This window comes from Mesobacillus campisalis (assembly GCF_000986785.1).
Taxonomy (GTDB): Bacteria; Bacillota; Bacilli; order Bacillales; family Cytobacillaceae; genus Mesobacillus_B; species Mesobacillus_B campisalis.
Genome location: NZ_LAYY01000013.1, coordinates 56,475 through 76,751, shown reverse-complemented (window position 1 = coordinate 76,751; position 20,277 = coordinate 56,475). Strand labels below are relative to the sequence as shown.

Below are 20,277 nucleotides of genomic sequence, written 5' to 3'. Positions count from 1 at the left end.
GGACAGATCCGCTCCATCCATAAAAAGGCGGAAGGCCGGATGCGGGCCCTCCGATTTCCTGCTAAGCCTGTTTTTGTTTGGATTGGATGTAATCCCTGATACGCTCGACAGCAGCTTCAAGCAGTTCAAGGGATGTGGCGTAAGACAGACGAATATTGTCGGGAGAGCCAAAGCCCGAGCCCGGTACTACGGCTACCTGGGCTTCCGTCAAAAGCTTTTCGACAAATTCATCCACATCCTTGCAGCCGGCCAGCTTAGCAGCATCTTTTACATTCGGGAAAAGGTAAAAGGCTCCCTGGGGCTTTATGCAAGTTATGCCAGGGATGTCCACCAATTTCTGGTGGATAATATTCAGCCTCTCTTCGAAAGCCGTGCGCATTTCCTCAACAGGAGCCTGAGTTCCCGAATAGGCCGCAATAGTGGCATATTGTGCATTGGAAGTAGGATTTGACGTACTGTGGCTCGCGAGGTCGGTCATTGCCCCGATAATTTCACTGTTGCCTGCGGCATACCCGATTCGCCAGCCAGTCATGGAGTGGGATTTCGATACTCCGTTAATGATGATGGTCCGTTCTTTTAACTTATCGGAAATTTCTGCAACCGACACATGTTTATGCCCGCCATAAACAAGTTTTTCGTAAATTTCATCTGATATAATCAGAATTCCCTTTTCAATGCAAACATCCCCGAGCGCTTTCAATTCCTCTTTTGAATAAATCATTCCTGTTGGATTGCTAGGAGAATTAATAATGACAGCCTTTGTTTGTTCGGTGACAGCCTGCTTAAGCTGGTCAGGTGTAACTTTAAAGTTATTGGCTTCCGCACCCTCGATATAAACAGGAACTCCTCCTGCAAGCTTGACCTGCTCAGGATAGCTCACCCAGTATGGAGTCGGGATAATGACTTCATCTCCCTCATCCAAGAGCACTTGGAATAACGTATAAAGAGCATGTTTCGCTCCGTTGGTGACAATTATTTCCTTTACACCATACTCAAGGCCCTGGTCCCTTTTTAATTTGGCTGCAACTTCCTTCTTTAAAGCGGGAAGTCCTCCTGATGGCGTGTATTTTGTATGCCCTTCTTCCATGGATGCCACGGCAGCATCAATAATATGCTGTGGTGTATTAAAGTCCGGCTCTCCCGCTCCAAGACCGATCACATCGTAGCCTTCCGCCTTCATTTGCTTTGCCTTCGCAGTTATTGCAAGGGTTGTGGATGGAGTAAGCGTACCTACTCTTTTTGCCAGCTGAATGTTCATCTTCATCCTCCATTACATATCTCTTTAATTAAAAATTATTAATCGCCCTCAGTTTTTCACCAGTTTCAAAATCTACGTAGTAATAATTAAGGCGGTCATTCTCTGAACGGTAAAAAATTTCCCAGGCAGGCCGGACTGTTTTCTGCAGCATGGTAATACCCAGCCTCACATCAAGAATTTCCTTCGGCTTCCTGTCACCATAAACAGTTTTGACAGCTTCTTCCTTATTCACACCGCTAGAGGCCTTTTTTGTGATGATTTTTTCACCATCTTCGGAAATCCAGACAAAGGCCTCTTCTTCATCACCGTCCCTGCCTTTAAGGACATAATAGGTCTCTTCGCCATTATAAAGCTGGAAATCCTGAAATCCGGAAAGGTCCGTCTCGTCATTTGCAATGGCCAACGCTTTTTCCTCAGCGGTCCTAAGAGGCTTTACTGCATTATAATACAGCAAAGCTGCGGCGGCTCCTGATACAATGACAAATAATGTGCTGAGTATAATCCACTTTTTCACGGAAACCACTTCTTTACGTACGATAAATCGTAAAAATTGCTGTATTTTTGTCTTCCTGGTCCAGCGCAAGGCCAAACATTAAATCTTTATGCTTCAATGTCCGGTTAAGTGCATCGACGATTTTATACAGGTCTGGGCTTTCCTGCAGTTTTACTGTAGACAGGATTTCGATTTTGCTTTCCATCCAAGTATTCCCCCTTCATAACAACAAAATTTGTTACTAATAACAATCGAATGGGAGGCTAAAATATAAATAACCATTCCCTATCTTTTATAACACCCATTATATCAGGTGTTTTTCTCTGTAGATACGAATGTTTACTGAAAAATCAACTAAAATTATTCTGGTCCACACACTTCTATTGCTGCGCAGATATGCGCAGTTTTTTTACGGCCAGCCCCTACAGCCACTCTTCAATGAACGGGAGGATTTCGTCGAGAGATGCCTGTTTTACTGGTACTTTCGGTATGGATTTCAGGAATGACTTTCCATAGGTGCTGGTTATGATTCTCTTGTCAAAGACAAACACGATTCCCTTGTCTGACGATGTTCTAACCAGCCTGCCAAATCCCTGTTTAAACCGTAAAACGGCTTCCGGGAGCGACAGCTCGGTAAAAGGATTGCCGCCGCGCCCGATGATTTCCTCGCATTTAGCTTCATGTATCGGGTCGCCCGGAGGAGAAAATGGCAGCCTTACAATAATTAGGCAGGATAAATCTTCACCCGGAATATCGACTCCTTCCCAGAAACTGCTGGTACCAAATAAAATCGCCTTTTCAAATCGCTGAAAGCTCCGGGTGAGCCTGCTCCTGCTTCCCGCCGTGATTCCCTGGGCGATCAGTACAAAGTCCTCCAGGAAGCCACTTTCCTTTATTAATCCATAAGATTTTTTCAACATGTCATGCGAGGTGAACAAGATAAGCATCCTGCCACGGGTGGCTTCCGCTATGGAAATGATATGCCCTGCTATTGCAGCCGTATATTCCATTTCCTTGACTGTTTTAATATCGGGAAGATCGCTTGGAATGATGAGCTGGACCTGCTGGTCATAGCGGAACGGAGAAGGAATCATCTTTTCCCTCACTGCCATCCCCTGGATGCCCAATTCCTGCTTTGCATAAGTAAACGAATGATTTACCGACAACGTCGCAGAGGTCAATACAACACTTTTTTTGCTGCTGAAAAAATGATTTTTTAATTGTTCCGCCACATTGGCTGAACGGGCATAAATAGTCGTGAAGTTTTGCACGGCACGAAGGTCGGTCTCAATCCAGCAAATGTCTTTTGCTTTGTGTTCCATAAAGAGTGAGCGGACAATCCGCAGCGTCCGTTCCATGTCCATCATCAGGACAGCCAGCTCTTCCAGATATCCTTTGTCTTCATGGCTGATTCTTCCAGTAATGTGCTGAACTTCTTCAAGACGGCCTTCCAGGCTTCGCAGCAAATCCCTCAGCATGAACAGGAATCGTTCAGCGCTGGCTCTTAGGGCCTGCTCTGCCTTTGATGCACCTTTGCTATTAAAAGTAACCTGAATCCGGCTTGCGCCAGCCTGCCTGTTTGTATTCCGCGCAAGCACGCTCGCTGCCTTAAACAAGTCGTCGGTCTCCTGCTGAAGGTTTAAAATGAGGGCGTTGATTGTATCGGCAGTACCTTTGGCAGCCTTGGAACCTGTTTTGTTCAAAACGGTCTCCAGCCTGAAAAAAAGCTGTCCCTGCTCATAAATACCCAGCTGGTTCAGCATCAGCCTGACAGACATATAGTCCAGAGTATTCCCGAAGTGCTTGCCTGCCGCTTTTTCAAAGTGATGGGCTTCATCGATGATTACATACTTATAAGGCGGGAGAACGGATTCTCCGGCAGCAATATCGGTCAGCAGCATAGAGTGGTTCGTAATGATCAGGCTGGCATTCTCTGCTTGTTTGCGGGCCCTGAAGTAAAAATCCCGCGTTTGCCAATGATGAGTCTGCATGAAGGTGACAGGTCCGCTTTTTACTTTGTTCCAGTAAATGACTCCGCCGCTTGACAGATTCAATTCATCATAGTCACCGGTTTCCGTTTCCAGGAGCCACACAAGGATCTGCATCTTGGTCAGTGTGGTGTCATAATTGTCGTCATCCTCATACAGTGATAGTTCGAACTTGGCTAAATTTATGTAATGGTCCCGTCCTTTTAGCAAGGCAGCCTTCACAGGGAAAGCAAACAGGGCCTGCAGCCGGGGCAGGTCATTGGCTAGAAGCTGATGCTGCAGCTGAGTGGTAAAGGTAGAGACTACAACCTTTTCTCCGCTCATTTTTGAGAAAAAGCCAGCTGGCACCAAATACCCCAGTGTTTTGCCGATTCCTGTACCAGCCTCAATCAACACGTGCTGGTCATTGTTTAAAGCCTGGAAGACTTCATCCATCATTTCCATCTGGCCTTTTCTCATTTCAAAGCCAGGGAGCACTTTTTCCAACAGCTGCTGTTTTTGTTTATCGTCCTGGGGATAGTCAAAATCGCCTGACTCATCGGAAGCTGCCTGCATTTGTTCTCGCTTCAATGCTATTCCGCGATAAACCTCAAGCCAGGGAGGTAGTTCCTCAATGGCTCGTTCCTTTCGCAGAAGCACTTCTTCAAGAAGCATATAGATATCACTTTTCAGGCTTGCAGAAAGTTTGCAAAGGTTCTTTAGCGTAGCATATGGAAATGTCTCAAGCTTTTCCAGCAAGATTAGGAGAAGCTCGGCTGTAACATACGCATCACTGTCAGCCTGGTGGGGCCGGTCATGAACGATGCCCTCCTGTGCAGCCAAATCCGAGAGCTTGTAGCCATCTGCTGTCGGATATAGGATCCTTGACAGTTCCACCGTGTCGAGAATCTGGCCAAAAAACCCATCGAAACCAGCCTTCTGAAGCTCTTCCTGGAGAAAGCCAAGGTCGAAAAAAACATTATGGGCGACGAAAAAGGCGTCCTCGAGCAATTCAATAATATCTCCCGCAATTTCAGCAAAAGCAGGAGCACCCTTTACCATTTCATCGCTGATACCAGTCAGCTCTTCGATAAAAGCCGGGATGGACTTGCCAGGATTGACAAGCGAAGAATATTTTCCGGTAATTTTTCCATCTTCAATGATAACCGCACCAACCTGGATAATACGGTCTCCTTTTTTGGGGGAGTTCCCTGTTGTTTCTAGGTCAATGACCACAAATTTATTGCTCATTATTGTACACCTCAGGTATTCAGTCATTCAACGGTATCATAAAATCAGGAAAGAAAAAAGCAATTTCAATCTAACATCGAGTTGAAAATTCTGCGTATGATTTACTCCATGAAGGGAAATGGCAAACTACCGGAATTAAAAGATTTAAGAAAAAGCTTCCGGCAAATGCGGAAGCTTAGAGAACCGTCCTTTCAGGCTCGGCGTGAAGCATTTCGACAATCTGGTTGTCCTCATCCATAATCGCTACTTTAGGCTGGTGATATGGAACTTTTTCTTCCGGTACAAGTGCATAAGAGATGATAATGACCACATCTCCTTCCTGGACAAGGCGGGCAGCTGCACCATTCAGGCATACAACGCCGCTTCCTCTTTCACCAGGAATGATGTAGGTTTCAAAGCGGGCTCCATTATTATTATTGACAATTTGAACTTTTTCATTAGCCACAAGCCCTACAGCATCCAAAATATTTGTATCAATCGTGATGCTGCCGACGTAATTCAAATTGGCCTCTGTCACCCTTGCGCGGTGGATTTTTGCATTCATCATCGTGCGAAACATTGATTATTACCCCCTAGTCTCAATTTCAAGTATAAGGTTGTCTATAAGGCGTGCTTTGGAGAATTTCACAGCAAGCGCAACAATCACCTTGCCGGAAAGGGCACCGACGGGCTTAAGCTGAGGATACGAATATATGCTGACATAATCAATCGCGGCATCGGTGTGTGTCCGCAGCCAATCCTCCATCAAAGTGATAATCTCCCGGGGGTTTCTTTCACCGTTCTCGATGTATTCCTTAGCCAGCTGAAGGCTGCGGAATAATTCCTTTGCCTGATTCCTTTCCGAGGGAGAAAGGTACACATTCCTGGAGCTTTTCGCCAATCCATCTCCCTCCCGGATGGTAGGGACAGGCACAAGTTCGACCGGAATGTTCAGGTCGGCAACCAAGCCCTCGACCACGGCCACTTGCTGTGCATCCTTCAGTCCAAAATATGCCCTGTCAGGCATGATGATATTGAACAATTTAGTTAGTACTGTTGCGACTCCATCAAAATGGCCGGGGCGGGAACGGCCGCATAACACATCCGTTCTATCCTGCACAGTGACCTTGACAGTAGAATCCGAGGGATACATTTCCTCGGGCGAGGGATAAAAAACACAATCAACGCCTTTACTTTCAGCCGCTTTCCGATCATGCTCAAAATCCCGCGGATAGGCATCCAGATCTTCCCCTTCCCCAAATTGGAGAGGATTCACAAAGATGCTCAGTACGACGATGTCATTTTCGTTTCTGGCTTTTTCCATAAGGGCCATATGCCCTTCATGCAAATAGCCCATTGTCGGGACAAAGCCAATCGACCTACCCTCCAGCCGAAATGTTCTTGCCAGTCCCTGCATTTCCTTTATGGTAGTGATAACCCTCATGCTCTTCCTCCGTAAAGGGCTGCCAATTCTTCCTCTTTCATGTTGAAGCTATGCTTTTCTTCAGGAAACAGCCCATTCCGGACCTCAAAGGCATAATCCGCGAGAGCATTGGAGATACCCTCATTTATATTGGCGTATTGCTTTACGAATTTCGGAACCCGCTCGACACCATAAGTAAGGATGTCATGATAGACAAGGACTTGGCCGTCCGTCTGCACTCCTGCCCCAATTCCGATTGTCGGGATGTTCAGCGAACCGGTGATTTCTGCTGCAAGCTGCTTGGGCACACATTCCAGGACAAGCGCGAACGCCCCCGCCTTCTGGCACTCCTGCGCATCTTTCATCAGCTTTTTAGCTGCTTCCGCATCCTTTCCCTGAACCTTATACCCGCCAAGGACTGCCGCTAATTGAGGTGTCAGGCCCAGATGGGCGACAACAGGAATGCCGCCTTTAACTAGCGCCTTTATATGGTCGACAACTTCATCGCCGCCTTCCACTTTCACCGCGTGGGCGCCTGTCTCCTGGATAAGCCTGGTTGCGTTCACCAGTGTGTCCCTGATGGACAGATGGTAACTCATAAAAGGCATATCAACCACGATAAAAGTATTTTTCGCACCTCTTTTTACCGCTTTGGCATGGTGGAGCATATCTTCCATTGTGACAGGAATGGTTGAGTCGTACCCAAGCACTACCATTCCCAGGGAATCGCCGACAAGGATCATATCCGCATCTGCCTGCTCTGCCTGCCTTGCAGCAGGGTAATCATAAGCCGTCACCATGACAATTTTCCTGCTATCAGCTTTCATTTTTAAAAAATCGGTTGTCTGTTTCACTTTTTATTCCTTCCTCCTTGTTTACAGGAGAGGAGATAAAACCGTGATGGAAAACAAAAAGGATCCTTCCATATACAGAAGGATCCCGTTCACCCACGCATTTGTTTCATCCCTCTGTCCCGGTCCAGTTACGGATCTAGGCAGAACTATTTTTCATTGAAACCCGAAAAGCCATAGGTGCAGTTCTTCCGATACCGCCCAAAAAAATTATAACAAATCTCACATGTTTATGCTACTACGTTTATGCTATTCACCAAGATGGATATCAGCTGAATAAACATGGCGGACTTCCCCGTCTTCCTGAAGGATTTTCAGGACGCCTTCATCAGTAATACCGAGTGCTTTTCCTTTAATGTCCCCGGCAACCGTCCGTGCGATTATCTCTTTGCCAAGGCTCAAGGCATAGCTTTCCCATAAAAGTTTGATAGGCTGAAATCCATGGTTCAAATACGTTAAATAAAGTTTCTCAAGCCTGACAAAGATTTCCTGCATGAGGGAGGCTCTTGAGACTGTCTTCCCTGATGCTGCGAGCAGCGAAGTAGCAATCCGGGCAATCTCTTCGGGAAAATCTTCCTGTGATTGGTTCACATTGATTCCTATACCGATAATAATGGCGTGTATTCGATCAGCATCTGCCTGAAGTTCTGTCAGAATCCCCGTTGTCTTGCGGCCATCGATTAAAATATCGTTCGGCCATTTAATTTGGGGATTCAGGCCCGTGACTTCTTCTATGGCCTGAACAACAGCGACCGCCGTTACCAGAGTGAGTTGAGGAGCCTGATGGGGAGGAAGATTTGGTCTTAGGATGATGCTCATCCAGATTCCCGAAAATTTTGGGGAGTGCCAGCTCCTATCCATTCTCCCTCTGCCGGATGTCTGCTCGTCGGCTACGACCACAGTTCCATTCACCGCTCCCTCTGTTGCAAGGCGATGAGCAATTTTTTGGGTGGATTCCACCTTTTCCTCATAATGGATATGGCGGCCGATAAATTCGGATTTCAAACCAAAACCGATTTCGTCGGGGGTCACTTTTTCCGGCGCCTTGACAATCTTATAGCCTTTCTTTTTCACCGCCTCAAAAACAAAGCCTTCTTTTCGCAGTTCCTCAATATGTTTCCATACCGCTGTCCTGGAACAGCCTGCTATGTCGGCAAGATGCTGTCCGGAAAGATATTCATCGCCTGCTTCAGTAAATGCCTCTATTAATCTTTTCCTAAGTTCTGTTTGCACTGTACCAGCCACTCCCTTATATCAGCCTTCTTATTGGCAATCCTGCCCGCTACCACAGCTTCCTCTGTCTCATTCAGGACATCTTTTATCCAGGGGCCTGGCCCCTTTCCAAACCATTCGATCAGGTCCTTCCCAGCCACACTCAGCTCCGCTCGTTCCTTTATCGGGAGTTGCTCAAACATTTCCTCCAAGTCTTCCATTGGCGCGGGACCGCTGCCGGACAGGGTGTTGTAAACTTTTTCTGCAGATAGCATGTTTGCCTTTCCTGACAGGTAGGCCATTTGTGGGGTCCAGCTGTTATTCAAGCGGTAATGAAGCCAGTGCAATACTTTAAGGCACACACGTATTTTTTTCCCTGGAAGCTTCCATTTCCTCAGAAAGGGCTCTGCGGTTTTAACATCCAGCTCCAATACATGTGTCAGGAGGACCCACATCTCTTCTGTTGAAAGGTGGCCAAGTCTGCAGCCTGCCAGCTTCAATAATTTGCTTTCCTGTCCATCCAGTCCTGGCAGCCAGTTGCTGATGCCCGTTTCCCCCATTAGGGCCAAAGCTTCGGAGCGATATGTACCTGAGATCAGTTTCTCGAATTCCGCCAATTTCCGTTCAACGGCAATGTTGTCAAGCAAAGGAGCAAGCTTGCTGATGGCTGCAAGTGTGCCTGGTTCGATGACAAATCCTAACTGGCCCACAAAACGGACGGCTCTCATGATTCTTAGAGCATCCTCCCCAAACCTCTCCTCAGGTGGTCCAACTGTGACAATTTCTTTTTTACTGATGGCGGACTGCCCGTGGAAAGGATCTATTAGTCTGCCAGCTTTGTCCATCGCGATGGCATTCATGGTAAAATCGCGACGCTGAAGATCCTCTGTCAAGGAACGGACAAATTCCACGGTGTCTGGCCTGCGGTAATCAGTGTATCCTGATTCGGTCCTGAAGGTTGTAATTTCATAAGGAGTACCATTAAAGATGACAAGTATGGTCCCATGCTGTATGCCAATATCAGCCGTATGTGGAAAAATGGTCTTCAGTTCCCCAGGGAGGGCTGAAGTGGCGATGTCAACATCGGCAATTTCCCTGCCAAGCAGGAAATCCCTTACCGAGCCGCCTACAAAATAGGCCTCAAAACCCTTTTCCTCAATCATTTCCAGTATTGGAACAGCTTTTAGGAATGGCTGCTGCATTATCTTGCCACCTGCCCGAGAACCTCTGCATAGACATCTTCATACTCCCTCACGATTTTCTCGGCACTGAATTTTTCTCTTGCTGTCTCTACCGCATTTCGGGAGAATTTATCATACTGATTTTGCTCTGTTAAAAGGTTTAATGCCTTTGCTGCCATGTCGTCAATATCGCCAAGGGCACAGATGAAGCCGTCCTCCCCGTCCGTGATCACCTCCGGAATGCCGCCAATATCCGTTCCAATGCAAGGCACACCGCATGACATTGCCTCAAGGGCGGCAAGCCCAAAGCTTTCTTTTTCGGAAAGAAGCAGCATCAAATCACTAATGGAATACAGCTCGGCGAGATTCTCCTGTTTCCCTAAAAAAAGAACCTTGTCCTTTATCCCCAGTCTATTAACTAAATTTGCCACCACTTTCATTTCAGGCCCGTCCCCTACCAATATCAGCTTTGCAGGCATCCTGGATGCCACTTTTGCAAAAACCCTGACAACATCGGGCACCCTCTTGACTGGCCGGAAATTGGAAACATGGATGATTACCTTGTCTCCTGGAGGGATTTTATATTCTTCGCGAAGGCTGCTCTTTTGGGATTGATAGACACGCTGATCGATAAAATTATGTACACAATGTATTTTCTTATCAGGATTGATCACATCGTATGTTTGGGCAACCAAAGCATTTGAAACCGCCGTAACCGCATCGGACTTCTCGATTCCGAAGCGGATCGCATCACTGAGGGATGAGTCGTATCCAAGCACTGTGATATCCGTGCCATGCAGAGTGGTAACGATTTTCAAATCCCGGCCGCTCATCTCCCTTGCGAGTATGGCACATACAGCATGGGGGATCGCATAATGAACATGGAGAAGATCCAGGTTTTCCCGCACAGCCACTTCCGCGATCTTGCTGGCTAGAGCAATATCATAAGGCGAATACTGAAATACGGAGTATTGGTTGACCTCTACCTGGTGGTAATAAATATTATGATACATCCTGTTCAGGCGGAAAGGCAGACTCGAGGTAATGAAATGGATTTCATGCCCCTTTTCGGCCAATAGCTTGCCAAGTTCGGTCGCGACAATACCGGAACCGCCCACCGTCGGATAACAGGTAATGCCGATTTTTAGTTTAGTCATCATGGTTCTCCTAACAAGTCATTGATTAAGATGGGGCCATCTGCCATGAACCCTTCCGCATAACTTACACCTGCAGCCTTTCCAAACAGCCTTTCCCTTGCTTCCACACTCTCTATATAACCATTTACGAGCGGGGTATCGTAGCTCTCGTCCGTTTTGGAAAACTGGCTTTCATAGGCTTCAAGGGAATTTATTTTCACTTTCATATAATTGCTGATATCTATAATGAAGTCTGGCGAGTGAAAACCATTGATCATATAAAAATATACATTCCTGGGGCGATGCGGAAGAAGACCGCCGGCCGTATCAAACTTTTGGATGCCGGCAGAAAAAACCGCCTCTTTGACCAGCTGGGCACAGTTCCCATGGTCCGGATGGCGGTCTTTGAAATATGGGGCAAACACCAGTTCCGGACGATAAAAGCGAATGATACCGGCAATTTTTCTTATGTATTCGTCTTTCATCATCAGGCCGCGATCGGGCAAATCCAATGTGCCTCTCCATGAAGCTCCTAAAATATCCGCCGCTTTCTTCGACTCCTGCACTCTCCGTTCGACGGTGCCGTTGGACGACAGTTCCGCCCTTGTCAAATCGCAGATTCCGACCAGCCTGCCGGCACTTGCATACTTGGCAAGCGTTCCACCCATGCCGATTTCAACATCATCGGCATGAGCTCCAAACGCAAGAATATCCAGCTTCACTCTCTCCATTTACCGCTCACTGTCCTTATTTACAATATTACGCCAATCCAGGTCGCCTCTCTCAATCCCCTTTATCAGCACTTCGGCAGTCCCCATATTGGTCGCCAGAGGAACGGAGTACACATCACAGAGCCTCAAAAGAGCGGTAACATCCGGTTCATGAGGCTGGGCGGTAAGCGGGTCGCGGAAGAAGAAGACTGCGTCCATTTTATTCTGGGCAATCATGGCCCCTATCTCCTGGTCTCCCCCAAGCGGTCCTGACTGGAAGCGATGAATATCAAGCCCGGTGGCCTCCATCAGCCTCATTCCGGTCGTTCCCGTCGCAAAAAGGGAATGATGTTTGTATATTTCCTTGTAGGCTACAACAAAGCCGACGAGATCATCTTTCTTTTTATCATGAGCGATTAATGCAATATTCATCTTCAAAGACTCCTATTCAATGATATTTTCCAGGCCGTAAACAAGGGTGCTGCTCTTGACGACTGTGTCAACAGCAAGCTTGACTCCGGACATAAAGGAAGCACGATTATATGAATCGTGGCGGATTGTCAGGGTTTGGCCATCGGAACCAAACAATACTTGCTGGTGCGCAATCAGCCCGGGCAGGCGTACAGAATGGACGCGCATTCCATCTATGTCCGCTCCTCTAGCACCCGGCAAGGTTTCCTTTTCATTAGGGTGGCCCTGTCTTTTCTCCTCCCGGACAGAAGCAATCATTTCAGCCGTTTTCACAGCAGTCCCTGATGGGGCATCAAGCTTTTGGTCATGGTGAAGCTCAATGATTTCAACATCCTGAAAGTATTTGGCGGCCATTTGGGAGAACTTCATCATCAGGACCGCGCCTACAGCAAAATTGGGGGCAATGATGCATCCGAGTCCTGTCTGCTTGCATAAACCCTCCAGCTTGTCCAAATCACCACTAGTGAACCCTGTCGTCCCCACCACAGGACGGACACCATATTCAAGCGCTGTAACAGTATGCTCCATTCCCACTTCGGGTGTGGTCAAATCTATCAGGACGTCGGGATTCTGTTCTTTGAAACATTGATGGATATCTGTATAAATCTTTGCTTCCGAAGCAGGAAAACCATCCAGCTCTCCTACTGTCTTTCCCTCATTCTTATAATCCAGCACGCCGGCCAGTTCATAGTTTTCCGTGTCCAGTACCAGCTTCACGGCTTCCCGCCCCATGCGGCCCCGGGGGCCAGCCACAATAATTCTTACCTTATCCAAATTTCCTCTCTCCCTCTTACTGTTCTTCGATTCTGGTCCAACGGTCTTTGTCTCTTGTGTTGAACTTTCGCATCACAAGGTCATGGGCTTCCTCCAAGTCGATATTCAAGGAATTGGCAAAACAAATAAGGACAAAAAGCATGTCGCCCAGCTCTTCCTCGATTGCCTTTTCCTTTTCTTCCGACTTCTTCGGTTTCTCTCCGTAAGAGTGGTTGACTTCCCGTGCCAGTTCACCCAGCTCTTCGGACATTCTTGCCAGCATCGCCAACGGGCTGAAATAGCCTTCCTTGAACTGGCTTATGTACTTATCTACTTCATCCTGAAGTTCTTTAACGGTCTTGCGGTGGTCCATTGCTTACACCTCGTATGGTCATTCTTAAATATGGATAAACATCTCTTTTTGATGTTAGCCTACAGTGCAGGTTTTGACAAATATTTTTGATAAAAAAGGTGATACTGTAAAAGAATGCCCCAATATGTGTTATTTTATATAATGGAACGCGATTGTTGCAATCATGGAATTAGGCAGGGAGGAAACGCTTTTGATCCTGAACTTAAAAATTAAAAACATTTTCTTTATCCTCATAGGGGCAGCAATCTTCTCATTCGGACTGGTCCATTTCAACATGCAGAACAATCTTGCCGAAGGCGGATTTACAGGCATCACTCTTTTACTTTACTTTGTTTTCAACTGGAATCCTGCCATTACAAATCTGATATTGAATATTCCGCTTTTCTTTATTGGCTGGAAGCTGCTGGGAAGAAGCGTGTTTTTATATACCATTATCGGAACTCTTGGCGTGTCGCTTTTTTTGGCCGTTTTCCAAAAATACCAGATTGAGATGCCCCTATACGAAGACCTCTTTTTAGCCGCCTTATTTGCCGGCGCCTTTATTGGAATCGGGCTGGGGATTATCTTCAGGTTTGGCGGTACGACAGGAGGTGTGGACATCATTGCCCGGCTGGCTCAAAAATATTTTGGCTGGACAATGGGACGCACCATGTTCATGTTTGATTTTTGCGTCATTGCCCTTTCCCTGATTACCTATTTGGATTACCGTGAGGCAATGTATACCCTCGTCGTTGTGTTTATTGGAGCACGGGTGATTGATTTCATGCAAGAAGGTGCGTACGCGGCCCGGGGAGCAATGATTATCTCTGACAAAAACGAAGCCATTGCCGAAAAAATCCTGAAGGAAATGGACCGGGGAGCAACCATTTTAAAAGGAATGGGGTCTTTCACCAAACAGGAGCGTAATGTCCTTTATTGTGTAGTAGCCAAAAATGAAATTGTCCGGTTGAAAAGTGTTATCAATTCCGTCGACCCCCACGCGTTTGTATCGGTGACCGTCGTTCACGATGTCTTGGGCGAAGGGTTCACCCTGGATGAAAACAAGCGGCCAATTGAAAGATAATCAGAAAAGCGCTGGAATCCCCGGGTCTGGAATCAAGCGTGTCCGCACTTATCAGTTGTTGGAACAAGTTAGGCACCTGACCTGATAAATAGACGGAGAAACTTCTCTTATTAGTAAATAATTATTAAAAAAGGCTTAAATAGACGGAGAGATTCCGCCTATTCCCTCGAAAATCACGAAAATAGGAGATTTTGCTTTACCTAACCGGACAACCTCCCCTTAAATACACCGAAACGTGGGTCATTTTGAATATAACGGAAAAATCTCCGCTTATCTTCAATTGGCTGATTGCTATATTGAAGCAAGATATCTTTTTTAATATAAAGAAACTCGCCAATAGCATTGGCGAGTTTTACTTTTTTATAAAAGAACAACTTCCTTCTATTCTTCCCTAGTCATCCCAGTATAAATCATGACCAGCCTCAACAGTTCAAGGACGGCAACAGCTGCGGCGGCAACATAAGTAAGTGCTGCGGCGTTTAGCACCTTTCTGGTCTCGCGCTCCTCGTCATTGCGGATAATGCCCGCACTGACCACCTGTTCCATCGCCCGGTTGGAGGCATTGAATTCCACAGGCAGGGTAACAAGCTGAAAGAGAACCGCCCCAGCCATAAATAAAATTCCTAAAAGAAGCATGTTCGACATAGAGGCAAAGATTCCGATCATGACCAATATCCAGGCAAAGTTTGAACCCAAATTGGCAACCGGGACAAGAGTGTGGCGGAAGCGCATGAAAGCATATTCTTCCTGATCCTGGATGGCATGGCCTACTTCATGGGCTGCGATTGCGGCAGCCGCAACGGAATGGCCATGAAAATTATCGGAAGACAATCGGACCGTCTTGGACCGCGGGTCATAATGGTCACTTAGGTATCCCCTTGTCTCTTCGATGCCTACATGGTAAAGGCCGTTATCGTCAAGGATTTTCCTCGCTACCTCTGCTCCCCGCATCTGGGATGATGAAGGCACCTGTGAGTACTTTTTATATGCTCCCTTTACCCGCATCTGTGCCCAAAGCGGAATCAGGATGATGATCGCGAAATAGATTAAAAACAATGGATATCCTCCTTCATATCATGATGTTACTTATATTTTATAAAGGAAGAAAAAGCATGTCAATTTTTTCGTCCTTTAAGACGGTTCTTACGTTTTTCGCGCTCTGCCTGGTACTTTCTCCAGCCAACATAGGACAAAGTCAGAATAATAATGCTCCCTGTGGAGATGATGACCCACCATAAAGAAGGATCTGTTTCATCCTCCGTCATTCCATCAAAAATATTTTTTAAATCAGCTTCCAAAGCCGCCAGCTGATCCTGGCTTGAGCCTTCTGATAGTAAATCAGGACGGTAGTGGTCTATATAGTTTACCCTGGCATTAAGCTGATGAATCCTTTCAGGAGGAATATCTATTTTCAAACTAGGATAAATCATATGATATAAAGACAAAAAAGAATCCAGGTTAGCCTGAAAATCTTCCTGATCCCCTTTCTCAGCCGCCTGTTTCATCCCGTTGAATACAGTCATGATCGGCTCCTCCAGCTCTGTCCACAAGGGCTGATGGTTGGACAGCATTGCATCGATCACAAGGCGGAATTTTGTTACCTTATCGATCCGCTCCTTATGTTCCATCTTGGGGCTTGCTGCAGCTTCAATGGCTTCATCATAGGCGTTGGTAAGAATCCTAAGCTCGTCCATCGAGAAAACAAATCTTCCTCCTGCCTCGGATAGAAACTCTCCCTCGAACTGGTCCAGTAACTTTTTTGCTTCCGCATATCGGTGAATCCTTACCATTTGCAGGGCTTCATCAGAAATGTTGTCCAATTTTTCAACTGAAGGTTTCTTTCCAGCATATGCAGCCAACGGTGCCAGCAAAAGGAACACCGAAACAATCAATCCTGTTACAATCCTTGCGCTCATTCCTGTCCCCCCCTCTAAATACTATTAATATGTATGAGAGACAGGGCAAGGATAGACCATATTAAATGCAAATAGGAAGCCCGGCAATACGCCGTGCTTCCTATTTCTGCGGTTTGGAAACCAGCTCCAGGGAAAAGCGGTTTTTGCGCAGGACCAAATAATAGCCAACACCAATTGAAAGAATGCTAAGCCAAAAAGTAAAATAGGCAATCTCTTTCATATACAAGGAAAGCTGCTGATACCTTGGCATCATCATAAACACATAATCAATGATTTCATTATGCAGGGCAACAATGCCTGCCACAGCCAAATGCCAAAGTTTATACCGATAAAAAGGGGCATACAGTATACCCTGAACCGCCATCGCCAAGTGGGAAGCCATAAGCATATAGCCCGTCCAGTGCAAATACCCTGAGGTGATAAGAACGAGCATGTTCATGACTACGGCCCAAATCCCATATTTGAACAGGGTGACAACAGCCAGGGCTTCCATGAGCGGCCAATTTTTCCCCGCTATGAATGCAGCTAGTACAAATACAAAAAACAGGCTCGCAGTAGGGCTGTCCGGAACAAACGGCAAGAATACAGCCGGGGTATCGGCAAGCTGGGAACCATACCACAAATAGCCATAAAGGGTGCCGAAAATGTTGATCACGAGCAGCATCCATAAAAACGGCTTGCTCGCCAGCAAAGGATAAAGCTGAGCTTTCATATTATATCCACACTTTCTAATTTTTAAAAAAACTGGCGGGAAGGATCCCGCCAGTTTCATGTAAGTTATTCCAAATTGGCAATGAACTCCGACATGATTTGAAGTTCTTCTTCAGTGCCTTTAAAGACTCCTGCTGGCATGGCGCCTTGGCCATTGACCGCAATTTCAGCAATTTCCTCAGCTGTCAAACCTGTTTGAGTCAGCTTAGGACCGCTGGCACCGCCAAGCTCTCCCCCATGACAGCTTAAGCATGTATTCTGCTCGGCAATTAAATAGCCCTCAGCTGCCTTGTCAATCTCAACATCCGAAATAGCACCCATTTGTTCCTTTGCTTCCCAGTCCGTCTGGTCAACGGATTCCCAGGTCAAATAGAAGATGGACGCAACCGCAAGGAGCATGAATCCAGTCGCAAGCGGACGCTTGGAAGGACGTCTCTCCGGTCCGCGGTCGATAAATGGAGCAAGCATTAATGCTCCGAACGCAAGGCCAGGCATGACCAGTGCACCTACGATTGTGTACGGGCCTGCCGCGAAAGAATATTTCAATAATTGGTATAAAAACAGGAAGTACCAGTCAGGCAGTGGTATGTAGGCAGTATCCGTCGGATCTGCTACCCTCTCAAGCGGCGGTTGGTGAGCCACAGTAAGACACAGGAAACCGACAAGGAATACTGCGCCCACAAGCCATTCCTTCAAGAGGAAGTTCGGCCAGAAAGCTTCCGTTTTACCAGGATATTCCGAATAATCCTTCGGAATATTAGGTTTTCTTTCAGCAGGGACACGTGAGTCACCTACGAATTTCATCCCTTTACCACGATGCATCGAGCAATCCCCTCCTTTTTCCGTGAAGTTGTACGAAACATATCATCCGGACAACATTATCTAAAGCAATCTTACAAAGGACCCGAAATACCTTGTTTACGGATCATGATGAAGTGCGCCGCCATCAAACCGAACAACGCTGCTGGCAGGAAGAAAACATGGATTGCGAAGAATCGAGTCAGTGTCTGTGCACCTACGATATCTGCACTTCCGGCAAGCAAAATTTTCAGATATGGACCAATCAGCGGAACCGCCTCCATGATCTGCAATGTAACCTTCGTTGCAAACAGGGCTTTCATATCCCATGGAAGCAAATAGCCTGTGAGGCCAAGTCCAAGCATAACGAAGAAAATCAGAACACCGACCAGCCAGTTTAATTCACGGGGCTTTTTATAAGCTCCCTGGAAAAACACCCTCAATGTATGTAAGAACATCATGACGATAACCAAACTTGCTCCCCAGTGATGCATGCCGCGGACAATTTGTCCGAAAGCGACTTCATTCTGAAGGTAATAAACTGATTCCCAGGCGTTCTTGATATCCGGAACATAGTACATCGTCAGGAACATACCCGAAAGAATCTGAATGACCGTGATGAAAAATGTCAATCCGCCAAAGCAGTATACAAACGCGGAAAAATGGTGTGCTGGATTGACGTGCTCCGGCACTTCGTGGTCGGCTATATCACGCCACATCGGCGTAATATCCAACCGTTCATCTACCCAATCGTAAATTTTGTTGATCAATTATTACGCCCCCCCCCGTGGTTGTGCTTTTCCTAGATACAAGATGCCATCCTTTTCCTGATGAGGATAAACATCCAGCGGCGCCAATGGCGGAGTGCCTGGAACGTTCGTGCCGTCTTTCTCATACAGGCCGTAGTGGCACGGGCAAAAGAACATATTTGGGTTCTTCTTATCGGCATTCCAGTCAACCGTACAGCCAAGGTGCTTACAAACAGGTGAAAGGGCGATAATTTCCCCATTTTCATTTTTGTAGACCCATGCCGTCCCGGTAACTTCGGACTCATACCAGGCATCCTTCTGGTCGAAGTTGAAATCGACTCGCTGCGGTTCATTGGTGATATCGGCTACTTTGACCTTGGTAGCAATGAAATCGCCTTCTGCACCTGCTTTAAGAACCGGATCAACGGCAAAACGAACCATCGGCATCATCATTCCGGCTGCCATGAAACCGCCTACACCCATAAGTGTGTAGTTTAAGAATTGTCGTCTTGAAACACGATTTTTGCTCACGCTTTTCCCCCCTCTATTCCCTTATTTAAGTACATCGGACATTAATTGAACACACAATTTAAACTAGGACATAATCATGATATATCAATCTTTCTATAAAATCAATATAATACTATGCTGAAAACATTTTTTGCAGTGAGAAATCTAACACCTATTCTTCTTCCCTCCATTTCTGGATAAACAGGTTCATTAACTGCCTTACCTGGTCCTCCATGACAGACACTTTTGAGGCCTCATTCATTTGTTCGAGCGGCAATGATGGAAGCCACAGGACCGTCCCCTTCAGCTCTCCCTCCCTCTGTTTCCAATCATAGTCGCATGTTACATAAAAGACATGCTTAAACTGCCTGTCCAGCAGCTCGGCTTCCCATTTTTCCAGTTGGCTTACCGCCTCCTCCGGCTTGCTTTTCAAATAGGTATGGCCCGGTATCAGCAAAATCCTTCCTTGGAGCTGCCTTTCCAGCTGCGAAGTAAGAATGCTGGCAAAGTCCGTCATGGCTGCCGATTCCTTCATGCCCTCGCCAAATGCGACCGGCAGCAGGGGAACCACTGCAGTGTCTACATATTCGGAAGACTTGTTGAACATTGCAATATCATCAGGTATCCATCTCATTGATTTCATCTCCATCTTATTCATTCCTATCCATTTTACCATTATGGATAAAAATTGTATAAGAAAAGCGCAAGCGCCTTGCCCTGCCCCGACAAGCATAAGCGACTCCAGAATAGAAGGCGTTCTTTGCCTTCAATTCTGGAGTCGCTTATGACTCGAGGGGCTAGGCGCTGGAGCTGGACAGTTATCTAAGTGCAGTAATAAATACCTAATCTCATAAAAAAACAAAAAAGCTTGCTGATTGTAAGCAAGCTTTTACTGGCCTGGTCCCAATTCTTTCAATTGTTCAGTCAGCCTCACAAAGGCCTCCTTATCCTGCCGGTCCAACGCATCATCAATCAGCCTGACAAGCTTTTCCTTTTGGAAATGGTAGATGCTTTCGCTGAGGAAGCGTTCGGCAATGATCCGATCCTTTTCGCTGATTTGCAGGCGCCTTGGCATATAAGGGTTTTCTTCCAGTACGGCTGCGAACTGCGGTGCCTTGTTCGATGCATGAAAGTTCAGCTGGATGTATATTTCTTCTTCGCGATTGAGCCTTATATCATGGAATGATTTTTCGGCATCGGTTGTCATGATGTTTTCCTTGTAAAACCGGAAAGGGACCTCATCAATGCAATGGGTGGACATCACAAGCCCGCGTGGGCAGAACTGGGCATTCTCAACAAAGTGGACCCGCTCCATAAGCTGGTCATGGCTCATCAGATAATTGAGTATCCAGACGCATTCACGTCTCTTTAGTTGGTAATGGTTCAAAAACCAGCGGATAAAATCTTTTTTCTCGTTGACAGATACAGGGGTTGTCATTGGTGAATCCCTCCTCTGCGTAAATGGGAAAATT

General features: G+C 46.5%; 23 protein-coding genes. 1 reads left to right on the top strand and 22 read right to left on the bottom strand.

All coding sequences use genetic code 11. The features are described from left to right. Positions 1-61 precede the first annotated feature (61 nt). From WQ57_RS12880 to WQ57_RS12820, 14 genes are all read right to left on the bottom strand, one after another. On the bottom strand, positions 62-1,252 hold the full coding sequence (locus WQ57_RS12880) for a pyridoxal phosphate-dependent aminotransferase (protein ID WP_046524264.1): 1,191 nt from the start codon (positions 1,250-1,252) through the stop codon (positions 62-64). Between the two features lie 34 nt (positions 1,253-1,286). Next, positions 1,287-1,772: a cell wall elongation regulator TseB-like domain-containing protein gene (locus WQ57_RS12875; protein WP_046524184.1), complete on the bottom strand. Its 486-nt coding sequence runs from the start codon at positions 1,770-1,772 to the stop codon at positions 1,287-1,289. A 13-nt stretch (positions 1,773-1,785) separates the two neighbouring features. Next, positions 1,786-1,956 carry a YpmA family protein gene (locus WQ57_RS25905; RefSeq protein WP_064537365.1) on the bottom strand — a complete coding sequence of 57 codons (171 nt, stop codon included), beginning with the start codon at positions 1,954-1,956 and terminating at the stop codon, positions 1,786-1,788. A 217-nt stretch (positions 1,957-2,173) separates the two neighbouring features. Then, the gene (gene dinG / locus WQ57_RS12870; RefSeq protein ID WP_046524183.1) at positions 2,174-4,969 is read right to left on the bottom strand and encodes an ATP-dependent DNA helicase DinG; all 2,796 of its coding nucleotides are present in this window, start codon (positions 4,967-4,969) and stop codon (positions 2,174-2,176) included. Between the two features lie 175 nt (positions 4,970-5,144). After that, entirely contained in the window at positions 5,145-5,528 is a 384-nt protein-coding gene (gene panD / locus WQ57_RS12865; RefSeq protein ID WP_046524182.1) for an aspartate 1-decarboxylase, read from the bottom strand. A 6-nt stretch (positions 5,529-5,534) separates the two neighbouring features. Then, on the bottom strand, positions 5,535-6,392 hold the full coding sequence (gene panC / locus WQ57_RS12860) for a pantoate--beta-alanine ligase (protein WP_046524181.1): 858 nt from the start codon (positions 6,390-6,392) through the stop codon (positions 5,535-5,537). Continuing rightward, positions 6,389-7,225, bottom strand: a complete 837-nt coding sequence (gene panB / locus WQ57_RS12855; protein ID WP_046524180.1) for a 3-methyl-2-oxobutanoate hydroxymethyltransferase — start codon at positions 7,223-7,225, stop codon at positions 6,389-6,391. Before panB ends, panC begins: the two co-directional genes overlap by 4 nt. A 246-nt stretch (positions 7,226-7,471) precedes the next feature. Then, positions 7,472-8,455 (bottom strand): biotin--[acetyl-CoA-carboxylase] ligase, encoded by a 984-nt coding sequence (locus WQ57_RS12850; RefSeq protein WP_084820268.1) that lies wholly within the window; start codon positions 8,453-8,455, stop codon positions 7,472-7,474. Continuing rightward, positions 8,428-9,636, bottom strand: coding sequence for a CCA tRNA nucleotidyltransferase (locus WQ57_RS12845; protein ID WP_046524178.1), 1,209 nt, complete (start codon positions 9,634-9,636; stop codon positions 8,428-8,430). The genes WQ57_RS12850 and WQ57_RS12845 overlap by 28 nt, the downstream gene beginning before the upstream one ends. Beyond that, a complete protein-coding gene (gene bshA / locus WQ57_RS12840; protein ID WP_173427554.1) occupies positions 9,636-10,772 on the bottom strand; it encodes an N-acetyl-alpha-D-glucosaminyl L-malate synthase BshA in 1,137 nt (378 codons plus the stop codon). The genes WQ57_RS12845 and bshA overlap by 1 nt, the downstream gene beginning before the upstream one ends. Continuing rightward, positions 10,772-11,482, bottom strand: coding sequence for a bacillithiol biosynthesis deacetylase BshB1 (bshB1, locus tag WQ57_RS12835; protein ID WP_046524176.1), 711 nt, complete (start codon positions 11,480-11,482; stop codon positions 10,772-10,774). The genes bshA and bshB1 overlap by 1 nt, the downstream gene beginning before the upstream one ends. Then, the gene (gene mgsA, locus WQ57_RS12830) at positions 11,483-11,893 is read right to left on the bottom strand and encodes a methylglyoxal synthase (protein ID WP_046524175.1); all 411 of its coding nucleotides are present in this window, start codon (positions 11,891-11,893) and stop codon (positions 11,483-11,485) included. Between the two features lie 12 nt (positions 11,894-11,905). Then, positions 11,906-12,706 carry a 4-hydroxy-tetrahydrodipicolinate reductase gene (gene dapB / locus WQ57_RS12825; protein ID WP_046524174.1) on the bottom strand — a complete coding sequence of 267 codons (801 nt, stop codon included), beginning with the start codon at positions 12,704-12,706 and terminating at the stop codon, positions 11,906-11,908. A 16-nt stretch (positions 12,707-12,722) separates the two neighbouring features. Further along, positions 12,723-13,058 (bottom strand): nucleotide pyrophosphohydrolase, encoded by a 336-nt coding sequence (locus tag WQ57_RS12820; RefSeq protein WP_046524173.1) that lies wholly within the window; start codon positions 13,056-13,058, stop codon positions 12,723-12,725. 190 nt (positions 13,059-13,248) lie between these two features. Between WQ57_RS12820 and WQ57_RS12815 the strand changes: the two genes are divergently transcribed. Next, positions 13,249-14,121, top strand: a complete 873-nt coding sequence (locus WQ57_RS12815; RefSeq protein WP_156183131.1) for a YitT family protein — start codon at positions 13,249-13,251, stop codon at positions 14,119-14,121. A 381-nt stretch (positions 14,122-14,502) separates the two neighbouring features. Here the strand turns inward: WQ57_RS12815 and WQ57_RS12805 are convergent, their stop codons facing one another. From WQ57_RS12805 to WQ57_RS12770, 8 genes are all read right to left on the bottom strand, one after another. Next, positions 14,503-15,177 carry a zinc metallopeptidase gene (locus WQ57_RS12805; protein ID WP_046524170.1) on the bottom strand — a complete coding sequence of 225 codons (675 nt, stop codon included), beginning with the start codon at positions 15,175-15,177 and terminating at the stop codon, positions 14,503-14,505. A 59-nt stretch (positions 15,178-15,236) separates the two neighbouring features. Further along, complete coding sequence (ypjB, locus tag WQ57_RS12800) at positions 15,237-16,037, bottom strand: sporulation protein YpjB (RefSeq protein WP_046524169.1); 801 nt, start codon at positions 16,035-16,037, stop codon at positions 15,237-15,239. Positions 16,038-16,137: 100 nt separating this feature from the next. After that, entirely contained in the window at positions 16,138-16,749 is a 612-nt protein-coding gene (lhaT, locus tag WQ57_RS12795) for a lipoprotein heptaprenylglyceryl N-acetyltransferase LhaT (RefSeq protein WP_046524263.1), read from the bottom strand. A 65-nt stretch (positions 16,750-16,814) separates the two neighbouring features. Next, entirely contained in the window at positions 16,815-17,570 is a 756-nt protein-coding gene (locus tag WQ57_RS12790) for a menaquinol-cytochrome c reductase cytochrome b/c subunit (protein ID WP_046524168.1), read from the bottom strand. Between the two features lie 71 nt (positions 17,571-17,641). Next, complete coding sequence (gene qcrB / locus WQ57_RS12785; RefSeq protein WP_046524167.1) at positions 17,642-18,316, bottom strand: menaquinol-cytochrome c reductase cytochrome b subunit; 675 nt, start codon at positions 18,314-18,316, stop codon at positions 17,642-17,644. Between the two features lie 3 nt (positions 18,317-18,319). Beyond that, complete coding sequence (locus tag WQ57_RS12780; protein WP_046524166.1) at positions 18,320-18,826, bottom strand: QcrA and Rieske domain-containing protein; 507 nt, start codon at positions 18,824-18,826, stop codon at positions 18,320-18,322. Positions 18,827-18,977: 151 nt separating this feature from the next. Then, positions 18,978-19,454, bottom strand: a complete 477-nt coding sequence (locus WQ57_RS12775) for a YpiF family protein (RefSeq protein WP_241481533.1) — start codon at positions 19,452-19,454, stop codon at positions 18,978-18,980. Positions 19,455-19,694: 240 nt separating this feature from the next. Beyond that, positions 19,695-20,243, bottom strand: coding sequence for a ReoY family proteolytic degradation factor (locus tag WQ57_RS12770; protein ID WP_046524165.1), 549 nt, complete (start codon positions 20,241-20,243; stop codon positions 19,695-19,697). Between the last annotated feature and the right edge of the window lie 34 nt (positions 20,244-20,277).